This is a genomic window from Aquamicrobium defluvii, assembly GCF_004363725.1.
Classification (GTDB): Bacteria; Pseudomonadota; Alphaproteobacteria; order Rhizobiales; family Rhizobiaceae; genus Mesorhizobium; species Mesorhizobium defluvii.
In genome coordinates this window covers 1-18661 of sequence record NZ_SNZF01000022.1, presented here as the reverse complement: position 1 = coordinate 18661, position 18661 = coordinate 1, and the positions used below count along the sequence as shown (strand labels likewise).

17 protein-coding genes are annotated in these 18661 nt (G+C 64.1%); 13 read left to right on the top strand and 4 right to left on the bottom strand.

The genetic code is table 11. The annotated features are described in order from the left end of the window. The first annotated feature begins 167 nt into the window (after window positions 1–167). Window positions 168–773: a ribosome maturation factor RimM gene (rimM, locus tag DES43_RS15695; protein WP_035027276.1), complete on the top strand. Its 606-nt coding sequence runs from the start codon at window positions 168–170 to the stop codon at window positions 771–773. Continuing rightward, window positions 770–1456: a tRNA (guanosine(37)-N1)-methyltransferase TrmD gene (trmD, locus tag DES43_RS15690; protein ID WP_035027274.1), complete on the top strand. Its 687-nt coding sequence runs from the start codon at window positions 770–772 to the stop codon at window positions 1454–1456. Before rimM ends, trmD begins: the two co-directional genes overlap by 4 nt. A 20-nt stretch (window positions 1457–1476) precedes the next feature. On the opposite strand, the gene DES43_RS15685 is transcribed toward trmD, so the two are convergent. The 3 genes from DES43_RS15685 to DES43_RS15675 form a co-directional block, all read right to left on the bottom strand. Beyond that, a complete protein-coding gene (locus DES43_RS15685) occupies window positions 1477–2334 on the bottom strand; it encodes an RNA polymerase factor sigma-32 (protein WP_035027272.1) in 858 nt (285 codons plus the stop codon). Window positions 2335–2459: 125 nt separating this feature from the next. Next, the gene (locus tag DES43_RS15680) at window positions 2460–3509 is read right to left on the bottom strand and encodes a dipeptidase (protein ID WP_035027270.1); all 1050 of its coding nucleotides are present in this window, start codon (window positions 3507–3509) and stop codon (window positions 2460–2462) included. Window positions 3510–3554: 45 nt separating this feature from the next. Then, complete coding sequence (locus DES43_RS15675; protein ID WP_035027453.1) at window positions 3555–4055, bottom strand: Lrp/AsnC family transcriptional regulator; 501 nt, start codon at window positions 4053–4055, stop codon at window positions 3555–3557. A gap of 105 nt (window positions 4056–4160) precedes the next feature. Here DES43_RS15675 and DES43_RS15670 point away from each other — a divergent pair, with 105 nt between their 5' ends. Next, the gene (locus DES43_RS15670; protein WP_035027268.1) at window positions 4161–5354 is read left to right on the top strand and encodes a diaminopropionate ammonia-lyase; all 1194 of its coding nucleotides are present in this window, start codon (window positions 4161–4163) and stop codon (window positions 5352–5354) included. Between the two features lie 86 nt (window positions 5355–5440). Here DES43_RS15670 and phaR read toward each other — a convergent pair whose 3' ends face one another. Next, window positions 5441–6046: a polyhydroxyalkanoate synthesis repressor PhaR gene (phaR, locus tag DES43_RS15665; RefSeq protein ID WP_035027267.1), complete on the bottom strand. Its 606-nt coding sequence runs from the start codon at window positions 6044–6046 to the stop codon at window positions 5441–5443. Window positions 6047–6331: 285 nt separating this feature from the next. On the opposite strand from phaR, the gene DES43_RS15660 reads away from it, so the two are divergent. The 10 genes from DES43_RS15660 to DES43_RS15615 all read left to right on the top strand — a co-directional run bounded on the left by DES43_RS15660 (window position 6332) and on the right by DES43_RS15615 (window position 18290). Continuing rightward, window positions 6332–7519, top strand: a complete 1188-nt coding sequence (locus DES43_RS15660; protein WP_035027265.1) for an acetyl-CoA C-acetyltransferase — start codon at window positions 6332–6334, stop codon at window positions 7517–7519. Window positions 7520–7630: 111 nt separating this feature from the next. Beyond that, window positions 7631–8353 carry a beta-ketoacyl-ACP reductase gene (gene phbB / locus DES43_RS15655; RefSeq protein WP_035027263.1) on the top strand — a complete coding sequence of 241 codons (723 nt, stop codon included), beginning with the start codon at window positions 7631–7633 and terminating at the stop codon, window positions 8351–8353. A 618-nt stretch (window positions 8354–8971) separates the two neighbouring features. Further along, window positions 8972–9439, top strand: coding sequence for an Lrp/AsnC family transcriptional regulator (locus DES43_RS15650; protein WP_035027262.1), 468 nt, complete (start codon window positions 8972–8974; stop codon window positions 9437–9439). 171 nt (window positions 9440–9610) lie between these two features. Next, window positions 9611–12298 (top strand): alpha-ketoglutarate dehydrogenase, encoded by a 2688-nt coding sequence (gene mdeB / locus DES43_RS15645; RefSeq protein ID WP_035027261.1) that lies wholly within the window; start codon window positions 9611–9613, stop codon window positions 12296–12298. Window positions 12299–12312: 14 nt separating this feature from the next. Further along, window positions 12313–13581 carry a 2-oxo acid dehydrogenase subunit E2 gene (locus DES43_RS15640; RefSeq protein ID WP_035027259.1) on the top strand — a complete coding sequence of 423 codons (1269 nt, stop codon included), beginning with the start codon at window positions 12313–12315 and terminating at the stop codon, window positions 13579–13581. A 10-nt stretch (window positions 13582–13591) separates the two neighbouring features. Further along, entirely contained in the window at window positions 13592–14980 is a 1389-nt protein-coding gene (lpdA, locus tag DES43_RS15635; protein WP_051520605.1) for a dihydrolipoyl dehydrogenase, read from the top strand. A gap of 240 nt (window positions 14981–15220) precedes the next feature. Further along, a complete protein-coding gene (locus DES43_RS15630) occupies window positions 15221–16021 on the top strand; it encodes a creatininase family protein (RefSeq protein ID WP_035027258.1) in 801 nt (266 codons plus the stop codon). A 111-nt stretch (window positions 16022–16132) separates the two neighbouring features. Further along, complete coding sequence (locus tag DES43_RS15625) at window positions 16133–17143, top strand: ABC transporter substrate-binding protein (RefSeq protein WP_051520604.1); 1011 nt, start codon at window positions 16133–16135, stop codon at window positions 17141–17143. A gap of 134 nt (window positions 17144–17277) precedes the next feature. Next, a complete protein-coding gene (locus DES43_RS15620; RefSeq protein ID WP_035027256.1) occupies window positions 17278–17910 on the top strand; it encodes a TetR/AcrR family transcriptional regulator in 633 nt (210 codons plus the stop codon). Then, on the top strand, window positions 17907–18290 hold the full coding sequence (locus DES43_RS15615) for a RidA family protein (RefSeq protein WP_035027255.1): 384 nt from the start codon (window positions 17907–17909) through the stop codon (window positions 18288–18290). Before DES43_RS15620 ends, DES43_RS15615 begins: the two co-directional genes overlap by 4 nt. Window positions 18291–18661 lie beyond the last annotated feature (371 nt).

Here is an 18661-nt window from a genome sequence, read left to right as displayed (position 1 = left end):
AAGCTTGCTTGAAAAGGCCGGCCCCTCCATCTAAAGCATGACGCCCGAAAGTGGGAACCGGTTTCGGGATAACGACATGCTTCAAGAAAAGACTTAAAGCGCAAGGAGCGAATCTGAAAGATCGCGAGGCGCTTTGGGAGAGCACGAGACCGCGAGGATCGTATGCCATGGCCAAGCTTGAAAACCCCGTCCAGATGGCCGTGATCGGCGCTCCCCACGGCATCAGGGGCGAATTGCGCGTCAAGACCTTCACCGGCGAACCGGAGGCGCTGGGCGACTACGGCCCGCTCTACACGCAGGACGGCCGCTCGTTCGAGGTCGCCAGCATCCGCGCTGCCGGCAACATGGCCGTGGTGCGCTTCGCCGAAGTCGGGGACCGCAACGCGGCCGAGGCGCTGACCGGCACGGAACTGTTCGTCGACCGCTCCGTATTGCCCGAGCCGGAAGAAGAGGACGAGTTCTATCATGCCGACCTGATCGGCCTCGACGTGCGCGACGGCAGCGGTGCCGTGCTCGGCAAGGTGCTGGCGGTGCAGAATTTCGGCGGCGGCGACATACTCGACCTGATGATCGGCGGCCGCAAGGGCGTGCTCATCCCCTTCACGCAGGCCGCCGTGCCGGAAGTGGCGATTGCGGAAGGCTTCATCCGCATCGACCCCGTCGCCGCCGGGCTTGTGGACGACGGCGACGATGGTCCGGACAACGACAGGGACGAGGGTTTCGATCCGTCCGACCGGCCGCGCGGCCCCAGGGACGCCGGAGGCAACCGGTGAGCTTTTCGGCTTCGGTGCTGACGCTCTACCCGGAAATGTTTCCGGGCGCGCTGGGCATGTCACTGGCTGGCCGGGCGCTGGAGACCGGCATCTGGTCGCTGGAAACGGTGCAGATCCGCGATTTCGCCACCGACCGCCACCGCACGGTGGACGACACCCCGGCCGGCGGCGGCGCCGGCATGGTGATGCGCGCAGATGTGCTGGCCCGCGCCATCGATCGCACCTCCCCGCCCTCCGACCCGCGCCCGCGCCTGCTGATGAGCCCGCGCGGCCGGCCGCTGAAGCAGGAACGCGTGCGCGAACTTGCCGCCGGCCCCGGCGCGGTCATCCTGTGCGGCCGCTTCGAGGGTGTCGACCAGCGCCTGATCGAGGCCCGGCAACTGGAGGAAGTCTCGATCGGCGACTACATCCTTTCCGGGGGCGAGCCGGCCGCGCTGGTGCTGCTGGACGCCGTGGTGCGCCTGCTGCCCGGCGTCATGGGCAACGAACTCTCGGGCGAGGAAGAAAGCTTCGAAGGCGGATTGCTGGAGCACCCGCACTACACGCGCCCGCAGGAATTCGAGGGCCGGCCGATCCCCGAGGTGCTGACATCCGGCAACCACGCCAGGATCGCGGCCTGGCGGCGGGCGCAAGCCGAGAGGCTGACGCGCGACAGGCGTCCCGACCTGCTTCACGATGAGTGAAAGGCCCGCACAGCAGCCTTTCAGGCGGCCATGAACTCCGGATTGCGCGCCACCAGCGCCACCTTCAGCTTCTCCAGGGCGCGCGCTTCGAGCTGACGCACGCGTTCCTTGGAAATGCCCATGGCGTCTCCGAGTTCGGCCAGCGTCGCGCCGTCGTCCTTGAGCCTGCGCTCCTCGATGATGCGCAGTTCGCGCGGATTGAGCGCGCCAAGCGCGTCCCTCAGCCAGGTGCTGCGGCGCTCGATGTCGATGGTTTCGCAAACCACTTCGTCGGGCAGCGGATCGTCGCAGACGAGGAAATCCATGCGCTCCATCGAATCGGGATCGGCCGAAAGCGGCGCATTGAGGGAGCTGTCAGGCGCGGAAAGGCGCGAATCCATGTTCGCCACGTCGGCCTCGGCAACGCCGAGCGCGGTTGCGATCTCCTGATACATGGTGGCGTTGGAAAGCGTGTCGTTGCCGGCTGCGAGCCGCGCCCTCAGCCTGCGCAGGTTGAAGAACAGCGCCTTCTGGGCAGAACTGGTGCCGCCGCGAACGATCGACCAGTTGCGCAGGATGTAATCCTGCATCGAGGCGCGTATCCACCACGTGGCATAGGTGGAGAAGCGCACGTCCCGTTCCGGCTCGAACCGCGCGGCCGCTTCCATCAGCCCAACATGGCCCTCCTGGATCAGATCGCCAACGGGAAGCCCGTAATTGCGGAACTTCGTGGCCATGGAGATGACGAGGCGCATGTGCGCGACCGTAATCCGGTTCAGGGATTCCTGATCGCGCCGGTCGCGCCAGCTCACTGCCAGCGCCTGCTCCTCGTCGCGCTCCAGATAGGGCGCGGCCATGGCGGCGCGGATGAAATTGCGTTCTGTGCTGTCCTGGATCATCACGACATTCCGGCATTCGATGCAATATGCCCGCATGCCGCGAGAAACCACGGACATCTACGGGACCGCGGCCTAAACGTGATGCAGGGCGGTTTGGTTCCGCCCGAATGACAGCCTGTGGTTGACTATCCGATCGTGCGCTCCAGCACCCCCACCCAGTTCTTCCAGGCGATCTTCTCGATCAGTTCGCGCCCGTAGCCCTTTGTGGCCAGCGCCCCGATGAGGTTCGGCAGACCTGAAACATCGCCGATCGCGGCCGGAATCGTTGCCCCGTCGAAGTCGGAACCGAAGCCGACATGATCTTCGCCAAGCGCTTCCACCAGAGCATCGATGTGGCGGACCATCACGTCGAGCCCGGTGTCCGGATCCATGCGGCCGTCCTCGCGCAGGAACCCGGTGGCGAAGTTCAGCCCCACCATGCCCTTCGTTTCGCGGATCGCGCCGAGCTGCCATTCGGTCAGGTTGCGGGCGTGCGGGCAAAGCGCATGGACATTGGAATGGGTGGCGACCAGCGGCGCATCGCTCAGTCCGGCGACATCGCGAAAACCCTTTTCATTGAGATGCGACAGATCGATCATGATGCGCAGCCGGTTGCAGGCCCTGATCAGTTCCTTGCCGGCATCGCTCAGGCCCGGGCCTGTATCCGGCGTCGAGGGCAGGCGGAACGGCACCCCATGACCGAAGGCATTCGGGCGGCTCCACACAATGCCGAGGGAACGCAGGCCCGCCGCATGCAGCACGTCAAGCTCGGCAAGGTCCGTGTCGATGGCTTCCGCGCCTTCGATGTGGAAGACGGCAGCAAGCGTTCCGGCAGAAATCGCGGTCCTGACATCGGCCGCGCTGCGGCACACGCTGAGCGCCCCTGCCCGCTCCAGCCTCAGCAGGATCGAGGCCATTGCGGTGGTGGAGGCCAGCGCGTCCGCCCGCTCGAGCTCGGGCGCCAGCGGCTCATCGACCGCAGGCTTCATCGTGCGCGCCGGCGCGGTCTCCAGAGGCGGCGGGAAGATTGCGAACATGCCACCGGCCAAACCGCCCTTTCGGGCGCGCGGCAGATCGATGTGCCAGCTGGCGGGGCTGCCTTCGATGAACAGTTTTTCCTTGTCCCCCCCGGACGCCTGGTAGAGCTTCATCAGCGTGTCGTTGTGGCCATCGAAGACCGGGATCAGTTCTGTCACGTCGTCATGTCCTTGGGAGGTTTTCGGGAAACGGGTTGGAAACTGTCAGATTGGTTCTCGTGACGGGTTTGGCAATTGTACGGCGAGCCCCGTCTTTATGCGGTCCATCACCACCAGGGTGCGAAAACGCCGGACGTTGTGGTTGCCGAAGAACAGCCGCCTCGTCAGCGCATCGTAACCGGACATGGAAGCGACGGTGACGATGAGGACGAAGTCGGCATCGCCGGTGACATAGTAGCACTGCTGCACCGCAGGGTCGGCGGCGAAGCTGCGCCGGGCCGCATCGAGCAGGTCGAGACGTTCGCTTTCGACCTCGACCTCGACCACGATGGTGATCGGCTGTCCGACGCGGGCGGGATCGACCACCGCGAAATTGCCGGTGATGACGCCGTTTTCCTGCATGCGGCGCACCCGGCGGTGCACAGCCGCCGCCGACAGGTTCACCCGCTCGCCGATAATACGATGCGCGATGGTGTTGTCCCGCTGCAATATGTCCAGGATCGCCAGATCGAAGCTGTCGAGGCCGTCACGAGCCGACTCAGGCATCAGCATCACCGAAATCGAGATTTTTTTGCATTCTGAATGCCAGAATCGGGAAAATCCAGCCCATGGATGCAATAAAATCCCGGCGATCCCAACCGAGGTGCCTCCATGCTGATCCTGAACGCCCATCCCGGTCACAACCGGCCGCTCGCCCCTGCCGACGCTGAAATGCTGGGGCTGGAGGGCGCCCGGACCGTCGGGCGTTTCCTTGCCTGCCGCCCTGACCACAGGCCAACTCCGCTGCACGCGCTCGCCGGGCTGGCGGCGGAGCTTGGCGTCGCGTCCATCTGGATGAAGGATGAGGGTCTGCGCCTCGGCCTCGGCAGTTTCAAGGCGCTGGGAGGTTCCTATGCCATCATCCGGCTGGTGCTGGAGGAAGCCGCCCGACAGCTCGGACATGCCGTGGACTTCGCGGACCTGCGGACGCCAGCAGTGCGCCGGGTGGCACAGGCCATGACCTTCGGCTGCGCGACCGACGGCAACCACGGCAAATCCGTCGCTGCCGGTGCGCGCATGGTCGGCGCCCGCGCGGCGATCTTCGTCCACCCCGGCGTCAGCGATGAGCGCGTGGCCGCCATCGCGGCACATGGAGCGGAAATCGTCCGCGTCGGGGGAACCTATGACGATTCGGTTGCCGAGGCGGCGCGCATATGCCGCGAGAATGGCTGGACCGTGGTATCCGACACATCGTGGCCGGGCTACGAGCGCGTCCCCTTGCTGGTCATGCAGGGGTACACGGCCATGCTTGGCGAAGCGCTCGCCGCCATGCCGCAATCGCCCACCCATGTTTTCGTGCAGGCCGGAGTCGGCGGGCTCGCCGCAGCCGTAGCCGCGCATTTCGACATCCGGTTCGGCGCCGGCAGGCCGAAACTCATCGTCGTCGAGCCCGCGCGCGCGGCCTGTATCCATGAAAGCGCCCGGGCCGGCCATCCCGTCAGGGTCGGGCACGGCGAGGCGACGATCATGGCCATGCTGGAGTGCTACGAACCGTCGCTGGTCGCCTGGCGGGTGCTTTCTCGCAAGGCGGACGCCTTCATGACCGTGAGCGAGGAAGATGCGGCCCACACCATGCGCCGGCTTGCCCGCCCGGCCGGGTCCGATCCCGCCGTCGTCGCCGGCGAAAGCGGTGGCGCGGGGCTGGCAGGGCTGATGCGGGCGTTGTCCGACCCCGAAAGCAAACTGGCGCTCGGGCTGGACGAAAGCTCCCGCATATTCGTCATCAACACCGAAACCGCGACCGACAGGGCCCGTTACGAGGCTATCGTCGGAAGCGCGCCCGACGCGGCGGCCGGAATCGTCTGACGTCGCATGAATGCGGCCAGGTAAAGAGCTGGAGCAGAGGAAGCAGCGTTCGTCAGAACGCCCGCTGCTCCAGCTTTGGCAGAAACCTACGACAGATTGTCGAGCTTGCGCTGCATTGCGGCGATCTGGTCCTTCAGTTCCTGAAGATCGTCGCCGCGCTCGCCTTCCTCCTTGCGCGAAGGCGCTTCGCCCTGCTGCGGGGCAGCCCCGCCGGCCGGAAACGGCGTGAACATGCGCATCGCGTTCTGGAACATCTCCATGTTGCGGCGCGTCTGCTCCTCCAGCGCCTTCATGGACAAAGGCATATTCATCATGTCCATGGGCGTCCTAGGGAGCGCATCCTTCATCTGCTCGCGGAACCGCTCCTGCTCCTTGGCGAAGGCGAGCATCGACTGTTCCAGAAAGGATGGCACGATCATCTGCATCTGGTCGCCATAGAAAGCGATGAGCTGACGCAGGAACGGGATCGGCAGCATGTTCTGGCCGTCCTTGTTCTCCAGCTCGAAAATGATCTGGGTAAGCACCGGATGGGTGATGTCATCACCAGTCTTGGCATCCTGCACCGAGAAATCCTCGCCGCGCTTGACCATGGCGGCGAGGTCTTCCAGCGTGACGTAGGTGCTGGTTCCGGTATTGTAGAGTCGTCTGTTGGCATATTTCTTGATGATCACCGGTTCGCCCTTCGCAGCCATCAGCGTCCTCCCCGATCAGCTTTGGCAAATTGGTAAGCAAATACTTACTATTTGCATTCCTGAATTGCAGGATAGGCGCAAAAGCAATCCGGTTCCAAGACATTTTGTGCGGTGCAGAATGGATAGTGCCCGGGACCGCGGTCCAAAATGCTGCGCAGCATTGATGAGCCGGCTCAGGGTCGTGTCCTGCATTGCGGAATTTCAGGGTTTGACTCGCGTTTCGGAAAGGGCAACAAAAGTCGGGGAAATCTTCGAAAGCAATCCCCGCAAGGTCCGGAGAAACATATGTCCGCTTCAAATTCCATCGTCATCGCCAGCGCCGCCCGCACCCCGGTCGGCTCCTTCAGCGGCTCCTTCGCAAACACCCCGGCACACGAGCTCGGCGCGATCGTGATCAGGGAAGTGCTGGCCCGTGCAGGCGTCGATGCGGCAGAGGTGGACGAGGTCATTCTCGGGCAGGTGCTCACCGCAGCGCAGGGCCAGAACCCCGCCCGGCAGGCGTCCATGCTGGCCGGCGTTCCGAAGGAAGCCTCCGCCTGGGGCATGAACCAGGTTTGCGGATCGGGCCTGCGCTCCGTGGCGCTCGGCATGCAGCAGATCGCCACCGGCGACGCCCGCATCGTCGTGGCCGGCGGGCAGGAATCCATGTCTCTCTCGCCGCATGCCCAGCACCTGCGCAACGGCGTGAAGATGGGCGATTACAAGATGATCGACACCATGATCAAGGATGGCCTGTGGGACGCCTTCAACGGCTATCACATGGGCATCACGGCAGAGAACGTGGCCCGCGAATTCCAGATTTCGCGCGACGAGCAGGACCAGTTCGCGCTGGCATCGCAGAACAAGGCCGAAGCCGCCCAGAAGGCCGGTAAGTTCAGGGGCGAGATCGTTTCCGTGACGGTGAAGGGTCGCAAGGGCGACACCATCGTCGGGGACGACGAATATATCCGCCATGGCGCCACCATCGATGCCATGCAGAAACTGAAGCCTGCCTTCGACAAGGAGGGCACCGTGACGGCCGCCAACGCCTCGGGCATCAATGACGGCGCCGCCGGGGTGCTCCTGATGACGGAGGCGGAAGCGCAGCGGCGCGGCATCGCCCCGCTCGCGCGCATCGCCTCATGGGCGACCGCCGGCGTCGATCCCGCCGTGATGGGAACCGGCCCGATCCCTGCCTCCAAGAAGGCACTGGAAAAGGCCGGCTGGTCCGTCGGCGATCTCGACCTCGTCGAAGCCAACGAAGCCTTTGCAGCGCAGGCTTGCGCCGTGAACAAGGGACTGGGCTGGAATACCGACATCGTCAACGTCAACGGCGGGGCCATCGCCATCGGCCACCCGATCGGCGCTTCGGGCGCCCGCATCCTCAACACCCTCGTCTACGAAATGAAGCGCCGCGGCGCGAAGAAAGGGCTGGCCACGCTGTGCATCGGCGGCGGCATGGGCGTTGCCATGTGCATCGAAGGGCTGAACTAGGCAGCAATAGGGCGCAGGGCAGACCGACCGGAAAGGCACGGGTGAGGCACCAACCGCCTTGATCTCCTGCTCCGCTCCGGCGGACTGCACTGATAACGGAGAATCGCAAGCATGAGCAGAGTCGCAATCGTCACCGGTGGAACACGCGGCATCGGCGCCGCCATCGCCAGGGCGTTGAAGGACGCAGGTTACAAGGTTGCCGCCAACTATGCCGGCAATGACGAGGCCGCCCGCGCATTCAACGAAGAAACGGGCATTCCGGTCTACAAATGGTCGGTTGCCGACTACGATGCCTGCGCAGCCGGCGTCGCCCAGGTCGAGGCCGATCTCGGTCCGGTCTCGGTTCTGGTCAACAATGCCGGCATCACCCGCGACTCCATGTTCCACAAGATGACGCGCGAGCAGTGGAACGAGGTGATCAGCACGAACCTCAACGGCGTCTTCAACATGACCCACCCTTTGTGGACCGGCATGCGCGACCGCAAGTTCGGCCGCGTCATCACGATCTCCTCCATCAACGGGCAGAAGGGCCAGATGGGACAGGCCAACTATTCAGCCGCCAAGGCCGGCGATATCGGCTTCACCAAGGCGCTGGCGCAGGAAGGCGCGCGCGCCGGCATCACCGTCAACGCCATCTGCCCCGGCTACATCGCCACCGACATGGTGATGGCGGTGCCGGAAAAGGTGCGCGAGGCGATCGTCGCCCAGATTCCGGTCGGCCGCCTCGGCGAGGCGGAGGAGATCGCACGCTGCGTCGTCTTCCTCGCTTCCGACGATGCCGGCTTCATCACCGGCTCGACCATTACCGCGAATGGCGGCCAGTATCTGGCCTGATGCATTGCCCTGTGCCGATAAGGCACAGCATCGTTAACGGCGCAACCTCACCGGTTGCGCCGTTTCCACATCCGGCCTGTGGGCGGCCTGTGGATAAGCTGTGCAGACCACTATATGTAGCGGTGAACGAAACAGGAAAATTTACCTGTCGGCGATTCGTCGCCGTTTCGTTCCGCCTTTTGCCGGATCGTTAACGCCATGCCGGCAATGGCGTTCAGGAAAGCTTAACACATCCTAACAAAATCTATAGTTTTCAATATCTTGGATGACCGCAGGCACCGTGTGTGGTCGATTCCCGCCATTTCGGGGCGTTTCCATCGAAAGCGCCGCGCCCTCCGATTCAGCATCTAGCCGGACAGTTACTGAAAAGAGCTACATATAGCCGTGAACGAAACATGAATCGGGAAGAGTCAGCGATTCGTCGCCGATTCGTTCCAGACTCGTTCCACTTGCACGAAACCGGCATCGCAACCTGCCAAAGAGCGTGCTTCCGGGGGCCTGAATTCCGAAAATGTGAGCCTCTCGTGACCGGGCGCAGCCTGTTTCGTGGTGTAGTGCACCGCCATTACATCTATGCTCGGCATGATATGCTCCAGAATTTTCATCGGGAAACACATTATGCCTAAGCGCTCGCTGGACGACACCGACCGCCGCATCCTTACCCAGTTGCAGAAGGACAGCAGCCTCACCAATGTCGAGTTGTCCAGCCGGGTCGGGCTGTCTCCCTCACCTTGTCTTGCGCGAGTCAAGCAACTTGAGCGCGACGGCTTCATCCGCGGCTATGTCGCGCTGGTCGACGCGGAAGCGCTCGACCTGTCGATCAACGTCTTCATCCAGGTGACGCTGGAAAAACAGGTCGAGCAGGCGCTGCGTACCTTCGAACAGAAGATGAGTTCCTTCCCGCAGGTGATGGAGTGCTACCTGATGACCGGCGACAGCGACTATCTGGTTCGCCTCATCGTGCCGGACATGAAGGCCCTGGAGCATTTCATCGTCAACGAACTGACCAAGATACCGGGCGTCTCCAACATCCGGTCCAGCTTCGCCCTCAAGCAGGTGAAGTACAAGACCGCGCTTCCTGTCTGAGTTCGTTGCTCGCCCCGTGCGATCTGCAAAGCACCACTCAGTTAATTATGCCGCACAGATGACAATAGTCGGCATGTAATGCCGATATTTGATTCAAAGGTAGCATAATCGGCATCATATTTTCCGTACCCGCCGTTACAGTTGTCTCCGGAGGAAACGCGAGGAGGCATCATGAGCGACTTTTCCCCGGACCGGAACAACCAGTCCGATATCGATCCTGTAGAAACGCAGGAATGGATGGAGGCCCTTGCCGCGGTTGCCTCAACTTCGGGCAGCGAGCGCGCCGGCTTCCTGCTGCGCCAGCTTGACGACGTCGCCCGCGCCAATGGCGTTTTCTCCAAAGGCCAGCCCTACTCCGCCTACCGCAACACCATTCCGGTGGCGCAGCAGGGGGCCTATCCGGGCGATCTTGAAATCGAGGAGCGCATCACCTCCATCATGCGCTGGAACGCGCTGGCCATGGTCGTGCGTGCCAACAAGGCGTATGGTGAACTGGGCGGCCATATCGCCAGCTATGCCAGCGTGGCGGAAATATTCGAGACCGGCTTCAACCATTTCTTCCGGGGCCGCACCGAGGATTTCGGCGGCGATCTGGTCTACTTCCAGCCCCATTCCGCACCGGGCGTCTATGCGCGGGCCTTTCTGGAAGGCCGGCTGAGCGAAAGCCAGCTCGCGAACTACCGGCAGGAAGTCGGCGGCAACGGCCTGTGCTCCTATCCTCACCCATGGCTGATGCCGGACTTCTGGCAGTTTCCCACCGGTTCCATGGGACTCGGCCCCATCGGCGCCGTCTATCAGGCCCGTTACATGCGCTATCTGGAAGGGCGCGGGCTCGCCAGCACCGCCGGCCGTCACGTCTGGGGCGTGTTTGGCGACGGCGAGATGGACGAGCCGGAATCCATCGCCGGACTGACGCTCGCCGCACGCGAGAACCTCGACAACCTCACCTTCATCGTCAACTGCAACCTGCAACGGCTCGACGGTCCGGTGCGCGGCAACGGCCAGATCATCCAGGAGCTGGAAAGCCTGTTCATCGGCGCGGGCTGGAACGTCATCAAGGTGCTGTGGGGCTCGGAATGGGACGGGCTGTTCGCCCGCGACAAGGATCTGGTGCTGCTGCGCCGCTTCGCCGAAACCGTCGATGGCCAGTATCAGGACCTCGGCAGCAAGGACGGCGACTACAACCGCGCCAAGTTCTTCGACGCCGATCCTGCCAGCCGCGCGCTGGTCGCCCACATGACCGATGCCGAAATCCATGCGCTGAAGCGCGGCGGCCACGATTTCCGCAAGCTTCATGCCGCCTTCTCAGCCGCCAGGGCGCACAAGGGCCGCCCGACGGTAATCCTCGCCAAGACCAAGAAGGGCTACGGCATGGGCAATGCCGGCGAAAGCCGCATGACCGCCCACCAGTCCAAGAAGCTGGACATGGAAGCGCTGGTCGCCTTCCGCGACCGTTTCGGCCTGCCGCTTTCGGAAAGCGATCTGGAGGGCCTGAAATTCTACAGGCCCGCCGAGGACAGCCGCGAGATGGTCTATCTGCGCGAGCGCCGCGCCGCATTGGGCGGTGCGTTGCCTGCCCGCCGCTCCGGCCGCTCGCCCGAAAGCCGCATCGCCGTGCCCGCGCCGGAAGGTTACGCCAAATTCGCCACCGAAGCCGATGGCAAGGAAATGTCCACCACCATGGCAGCCGTGCGCATGCTGGGCGGGTTGCTGAAGGACAAGGGCATCGGCCCGCGCATCGTGCCCATCGTCGCCGACGAGGCGCGCACCTTCGGCATGGACAATCTGTTCCGGCAGGTCGGCATCTATTCGCCGAAGGGCCAGCTCTACGAGCCCGAGGACGCCGGCTCGATGATGTACTACAAGGAGGCCAAGGACGGGCAACTGCTGGAGGAAGGCATCACCGAGGCCGGTGCGATCTCGAGCTGGGCCGCCGCCGCCACCTCCTACAGCGTGCACGACACCCCCACCCTGCCCTTCTACATCTACTACTCGATGTTCGGTTTCCAGCGCATCGGCGACCTGATCTGGGCGGCGGCCGACCAGCGCGCCCGCGGCTTCCTGCTCGGCGCCACGGCGGGGCGCACCACGCTGTCGGGCGAGGGCCTCCAGCATCAGGACGGCACCAGCCACCTGATCGCCTCGACCATCCCCAATTGCCGCGCCTACGATCCGGCCTTCGCCGGCGAGCTGGCCGTCATCCTCGACCACGGCATGCGCCGCATGATGGAGGAGCAGGCCGACGAATTCTACTACGTCACCGTGATGAACGAGAACTACGCCCAGCCCTCCCTGCAACCGGGTACGGAAGCGGACATCGTCAGGGGGCTCTACAAATTCGCCAGCCGTGGCGACGAGGGCGCGCAAGCCCGGGTGCGGCTGCTGGGATCCGGCACCATCATGCAGCAGGTGATCGCGGCTGCCGACCTGCTGGCGGAGCGCTTCGGCATCGCGTCGGACATATTCAGCGTCACCTCCTTCACCGAGCTGGCGCGCGAAGCCCGCGAGATCGAGCGCGCCAACCGGCTTTCAGCCGCCGAGGAGCCCCGGATCGGCCATGCCGCAAGGCTGCTGGCCGGCAGGATGCCCATCGTGGCGGCAACCGACTATGTGCGCGCCCTGCCGCAGATGATCGCGCCCTATCTCGACGCGCGTTTCGTCGCGCTCGGCACGGACGGCTTCGGCCGCAGCGACACGCGCACGGCGCTGCGCGCCTTCTTCGAGGTGGACGCGAAAAGCGTCGCGCTGGCTGCCATCGAGGCGCTGGTGCGCGAAGGCCACATCGAACACAAGGTGCTCGTGGATGCCATCGCCGAATTCGGCGTGAAGGCAGACGCGCCCGCCCCGTGGACCGTCTGAGGAGGGAGCCGGATATGAGCAATCTGGTGAAGATCACGGTTCCCGATCTGGGCGATTTCCGCGACGTTCCGGTCGTCGAGCTGCCGGTCGCGGTCGGCGACACCATCGCCGCCGGGGACACGCTGGTCGTGGTCGAATCCGACAAGGCGACACTGGACGTTCCCGCCGAGATCGGCGGGCGCATTGCAGCGCTTCATGTGGGCATGGGCGACAAGGTGAGCGAAGGCACGCTGCTGGCCGAGATCGAGGCCGATCAGGGTACACAGGCTGCACCTGCCGCACCTGCGCCCGGGCCTGCCCCCGCTGCCGCGCCTGCACCCGAAGCCGTGCCACATGGCGCGGCAGCGCCATTGCCCGCCGCGCCAGCGCTGGCACCATCTGCACCGGATGGCTTGCCGCCGCATGCATCCCCCTCGATCCGCAAGCTCGCCCGCGAACTGGGCGTCGACCTTGCCCGCATCGCCGGCACCGGCCCCAAAAGCCGCATCACCCTTGAGGATGTGCAGGGCTTCGTGAAGGCCGCGCTTCAGGCTCCGCCTGCGGGCGGCGGCATCGGGCTTGGCCTGCCCGACTGGCCGCGCGTCGATTTCGCCAGATTCGGCGAAATCGAGCGCAAGCCGCTGTCTCGCATCGTGCGCATCTCCGGCCCGGCGCTGGCACGCAACGCCATCATGATCCCGCACGTCACCAATTTCGACGAAGCCGACGTGACCGATCTGGAGGCATTCCGCAAGCAGGCCAACACGCAGGACGGCGCGCCAAAACTGTCGATCCTGCCCTTCGTGGTCAAGGCGGCGGTGGCGGCGCTGAAGGTCTATCCCGCCTTCAACTCCTCGCTCGACGGCGACGACATGGTGCTGAAGAAATACTGGAACATAGGCGTCGCCGCAGATACGCCTGACGGGCTGCTGGTGCCGGTGGTGAAAAATGCCGACCGCAAGGGTCTGCGCGAGATCGCCGCCGAAATGGCCGATCTGGCCGCCGACGCCCGCGCCGGGCGGTTGAAACCTTCCGACATGCAGGGCGCGACCTTTACCATCTCGTCGCTCGGCGGCATTGGCGGGACCAATTTCACGCCGATCATCAACGCGCCCGAAGTCGCCATCCTCGGCATAACCCGCTCCGCCATCAAGCCTGTGTGGGACGGGGAAAGTTTCCAGCCGCGTCTGATCCAGCCGCTGTCCCTGTCTTGGGATCACCGCGCGGTCGACGGGGTTGCAGCAGCGCGCTTCCTCGACTTCGTCAAGGACGTGTTGTCCGATTTCCGGCGCATCAGCCTGTGAGGAGAAGAGCATGAGCGAACATGCCGATCTGCTGGTCATCGGCGCCGGACCGGGCGGCTATACGGCCGCTTTCCGCGCCGCCGATCTCGGCCGCAAGGTCATGCTTGTCGATTCGAGACCGACGCTGGGCGGCGTGTGCCTGAATGTCGGCTGCATTCCTTCCAAGGCGCTGCTGCATGTCGCCGGGCTGATCGACAACGCAGCCGAAGGCGCTTCGCATGGCGTGAGCTTCGGCGCGCCGCAGATAGACATCGATGCCGTACGCAAATGGAAGGAAAGCGTGGTCAGCAGGCTGACCGGCGGCCTTGCCGGGCTGGCGAAGCGGCGCAAGGTTGCGACCGTGCAGGGAACGGCCCGCTTTACCGGGCCACACGAGGTCCAGGTGACGACACCGGACGGGTCGCGCCGCATCGGCTTCGATCAGGCCATCATAGCGGTGGGGTCCAGCCCGATATGGCTGCCCTTCCTGCCCGACGATCCGCGCATCTTCGACAGCACCGGGGCGCTTGAGCTGAAATCCGTGCCGCCGCGCCTGCTGATTCTCGGCGGCGGCATCATCGGGCTGGAAATGGCGCAGGTCTACCATGCGATGGGATCGCGCATCACGGTTGCCGAGCGCATGGGCCAGATCATCCCCGGCGCGGATGCCGACATCGTCAAGCCGCTGATGAGCAGGCTGAAAGCCCGCTACGAGGCCATACATCTGGAAACCAGCGTCACCGCCGTCGCGGCCGGTGAAGTGCTCACCGCTTCTCTCGAGAATGCGAACGGGATGTGGCAGGCGGAGTTCGACGCAGTCCTCGTCGCCGTCGGCCGCCGTCCGAACGGCGCTGAACTGGGAGCCGGGACGGCGGGCGTGACGGTGACAGGGCATGGCTTCATCCCGCTCGATTCGCAGATGCGCACCGGTCAGAAGCACATCTTCGCCATCGGCGACGTGGTCGGCCAGCCGATGCTCGCCCACAAGGCCACGCACGAGGCCAAGGTGGCCGCCGAGGTCGCCTGCGGCCACAGCGCTGCGTTCGAGCCGCGCTGCATCCCCTCCGTCGCCTATACCGATCCCGAGATCGCCTGGGCCGGCCTGACCGAAACGCAGGCGAAGGCGGAAGGGCGCAAGGTGAAGACCGCCACGTTCCCGTGGGCGGCATCCGGGCGGGCACTGTCGATGGGACGTGGCGAGGGTCTGAGCAAGCTGGTGCTGGACCCGGATACGGGCCGCATCCTCGGCGCGGCGATCGTGGGGGCCAATGCGGGGGAACTGATTGCTTCCGCATGCCATGCCATCGAGATGGGCTCCGACGCGGCGGATCTGGCGCTGACCATCCACCCGCACCCGACGCTCTCCGAAACGCTCGGCTTCGCCGCCGAAGCCTTCGAAGGCACGCTGACCGATCTGTAAGGGTTGACGCCAGCCCTTTCGCGCCTGAAACGCCGCGCCGCACAGCCGCCTGCCCCATGCACGCACGGGGCGGCTTTCATTGCTGAAAACAAATTCAGAATCAGCGACTTATGCATGGAAAAGTCCACCAAACAGTTTGACCGGTTGCTATGAATTTGCTTACCTGAGGCTGGAGGAACGGCGGGATCATGATCATGTGCCGCCAGCGGCCGGCATCCGGCACAGAGAGGACAAATCGCAATGAAACGCTTCTGGGCCGATTATTCCAGCCGCGACTTCGCCGCACTCGACCGGCAGCGCCTCATCGCCGTGCTGCCCATCGGCGCCGTCGAGCAGCACGGCCCGCATCTGCCGATGTCGGTGGACAGCTGCACGGTGACGGGAGTTGCCCGGCGCCTTGCGGCCGCGCTTCCGCAAACGAGCCCGGTCCTTATCCTGCCCACGCAAGCGGTGTGCAAAAGCGACGAGCATATCGATTATCCCGGCACGCTGACCCTTTCGGCGGAAACGCTGATCCGGGTGCTGACCGAGATCGGCGCCAGCGTGGCGCGCGCCGGCGTGCGCAAATTCGTTCTGCTGAACGGCCATGGCGGCAATGTCCCGGTGATGGACATCGTCACCCGCCAGTTGCGTATCGAGCACGACATGCTGGCCTTTTCGGTCAACTGGTTCGGCTTCGGCATGCCCGAAGGCATCTATTCGGACGTCGAGCGCACCTATGGCATCCATGCCGGCGACATGGAGACCTCGGTCATGCTGGCGCTCGATCCGGAAAACGTGGACATGGGTGCGGCGCGCGACTTCCGCTCCAAAGGGCAGGACCTTGCCGCGCGGACGTCACATCTGGGCCTCGGGCGCGGCGCGAAGCCCGGCTGGAAGATTCAGGACCTGAGCCCGGGCGGAGCCTGTGGCGAAGCGCACCTGGCCACCGCGGCGAAGGGGGAGGCGACGCTCGATTACGCGATCGGCAAGCTGGTCGAAGCCATGGAGGAGATCGACAGCCTGACCGCCGACTGGCTCGACGACAAGCCGGAATGGTAGCCGGATCGCAAAGGACAGCGGGCATGGACGGCGAGATATGAAGCATCCGGGCAAAGCCGGAGCCTCATGCCGGAAGGGCATATTGGAACCATAACAAGAGGGAGAACGCAGATGAACAAACTTCTTGGCCTGTTCGCGGTGATCGGCGCCATGCTTGCAGCCGGCGCGGCATCGGCAGCCGACAAGGTCGTTTTCGGCACCAACTGGCTGGCACAGGGTGGCCATGGCGGCTTCTACCAGGCCGTGGCGGATGGCACCTATGAGAAATACGGCCTCGACGTCGAGATCCGCATGGGCGGTCCGCAGGTCAACACCCGGCCGATGCTGGCCGCCGGACGGCTCGACTTCCTGATGGGCGGCAATCTGCTGCTGGCCTTCGACAATGTCCGCAACAACATCCCCACCACCGTTATCGCGGCGATCTTCCAGAAAGATCCGCAGGCGATGATGGCTCATAAAGGCAGGTACAAGGACTTCGCCGCGCTCACGGGGGCCCCGGAAATTCTCATCTCCAAGGATGGCCAGTTCAGCCTGTGGAAGTGGATGGTGGAAAGCCATGGCTTTCGTGACGAGCAGCTTCGCCCCTATGGCTACAACATGGCGCAGTTCCTGACCAACCCGGCAGCGGTGCAGCAGGCCTATGGCACGGCAGAGCCGCTCTATGCCGCGGCGGAGGGCGTCGAAACCGATGTGTTCCTGCTCGCCGATCACGGCTGGAGCACCTACGGCTCCATCATCGAAACCCGCAACGACCTGCTGGAAAGCAACCCGGATCTGGTGCAGCGCTTCATCGATGCCTCGATCGAGGGCTGGAACAATTTTCTCTATGGCGACCGTACCGCCGCCTATCAGGCGATCATCGCCGCAAACCCGGAAATGACGGTCGAGAAGCTGGATGCGGAAATGCAGCAGTTCGAAAAACTGGCCATCATCGATACGGGCGATACCACCGAAAAGGGCATCGGCGCGATGGACGAGGCACGCGTCAAGGCATTTCACGACCTGGCGGTCGAGGCAAAGATCATCGACGCCGGCAGCGTGGACCTGTCGAAAGTTGCGGATTACCGCTTCGTCAATCAGGGCAAGGGGCTCGACATCAAGAGCCGCCTGACGGGACAATAGGCGCCATACCCGGTCAGGGCCCGCCTTTGCACCGGACACGATAATGGTCCACAAAGACTTGCAGACACCGGCGCGATGCGTGGCTCCCGCTGCGCATCGGCCAGAAACCGAACCGTTGGCCTGACAGGGGAGACATGACCAGCGTTCTCAAAAAGCGCAGGGAAATCCACGGAGCCATCCGCGATGCGGCGATCCGGGAATTTGCGCGTAACGGGCTGGCGGGAACCTCCACGCAGGCCATCGCCCAGACGGCCGGCATCAGCAAGGCGCAGCTTCACTACTACATCTCCTCCAAGGAGGAGCTGTATCAGGATCTGCTGCGCGACATCGTGGCCCAGTGGAAGGACATCTTCTTCCTGTCGGCCTCGCATGACGATCCGGCGCTGGCAATCCGGGAATATATCGACCGCAAGGTGCGGCATGCGCTGCAATATCCCGATGTGTCGCGCTTTTTCGCCCACGAGATAGCCCGGGGCGCGCCCGAGATGACACCGCACTGGAAAGCACTCAAGAACGCCGTGGAGGAAGCCAACGCGGTCATCCGGCAATGGATAGACAGCGGCCGGATCGCGCCGATCGACCCGCTCCTGTTCCAGATGAACATGTGGGCCGTGACCCAGCATTATGCCGAGTATGAAGCCCAGGCCCGCATATTGATGGATCAGCCCGGGGACGCGCCGCTCGACGCGGACCGCATCGTCGCCGAGGCAACGCAGCTATTCCTGCGCCGCTGTGGACTGATCGTTGACGAGGATGAAAAACAATGAAGTCACTCGCCCCCGCCGGCATGGCGGCCCCCTTCGGCAACTACGCCCATGGCGTGGTTTCGGACCGGCTTGTCGTCACCTCGGGTCAGCTCGGGATGGCTGCGGACGGAACCATTCCGGACGGCGTGCGTGCCCAGGCGCAGCTGTGCTTCGCCAATATCGCGGCGATCCTCGCTGAGGCCGGAGCCGATTTCTCCCATGTCGTCCGCTTCAATGCCTTCGTGACGCAGCGCGAGCACATGGCGGATTACATGGCCGTGCGCGACAGTGCGGTGGCCGGGCTTGCCATCAAGCCCGCCTCCACGCTTGTGATCGTCTCGGGCTTCACCCGGCCGGAGTTTCTGGTAGAGGTCGAGGCCACCGCATTGCTGCCGAGCTAGAGCAATTCCAGCAAAAGTGCGAAGCGGTTTTGCGTTCGGGATTGCGTAAAAATAAGAAGTCAGAGCGTTTCTGCGATTCGAGGAAAAGCGGAAATGCTCCAGACGGCCCGGCCCGGACACAGACAAGCCAGATCGAACCATCAGGATCACGATTCCGGTTGGCAAAAACCGGATCGAGCCAGTCAAAGGAAGAAACAAATGCCTCCCTATCGTTCCCGCACGACGACGCATGGCCGCAACATGGCGGGCGCCCGGGGTTTGTGGCGTGCGACCGGGATGAAGGACGGGGATTTCGGCAAGCCGATCATCGCGGTTGTGAACTCGTTCACGCAGTTCGTTCCGGGGCATGTGCACCTGAAGGACCTCGGCCA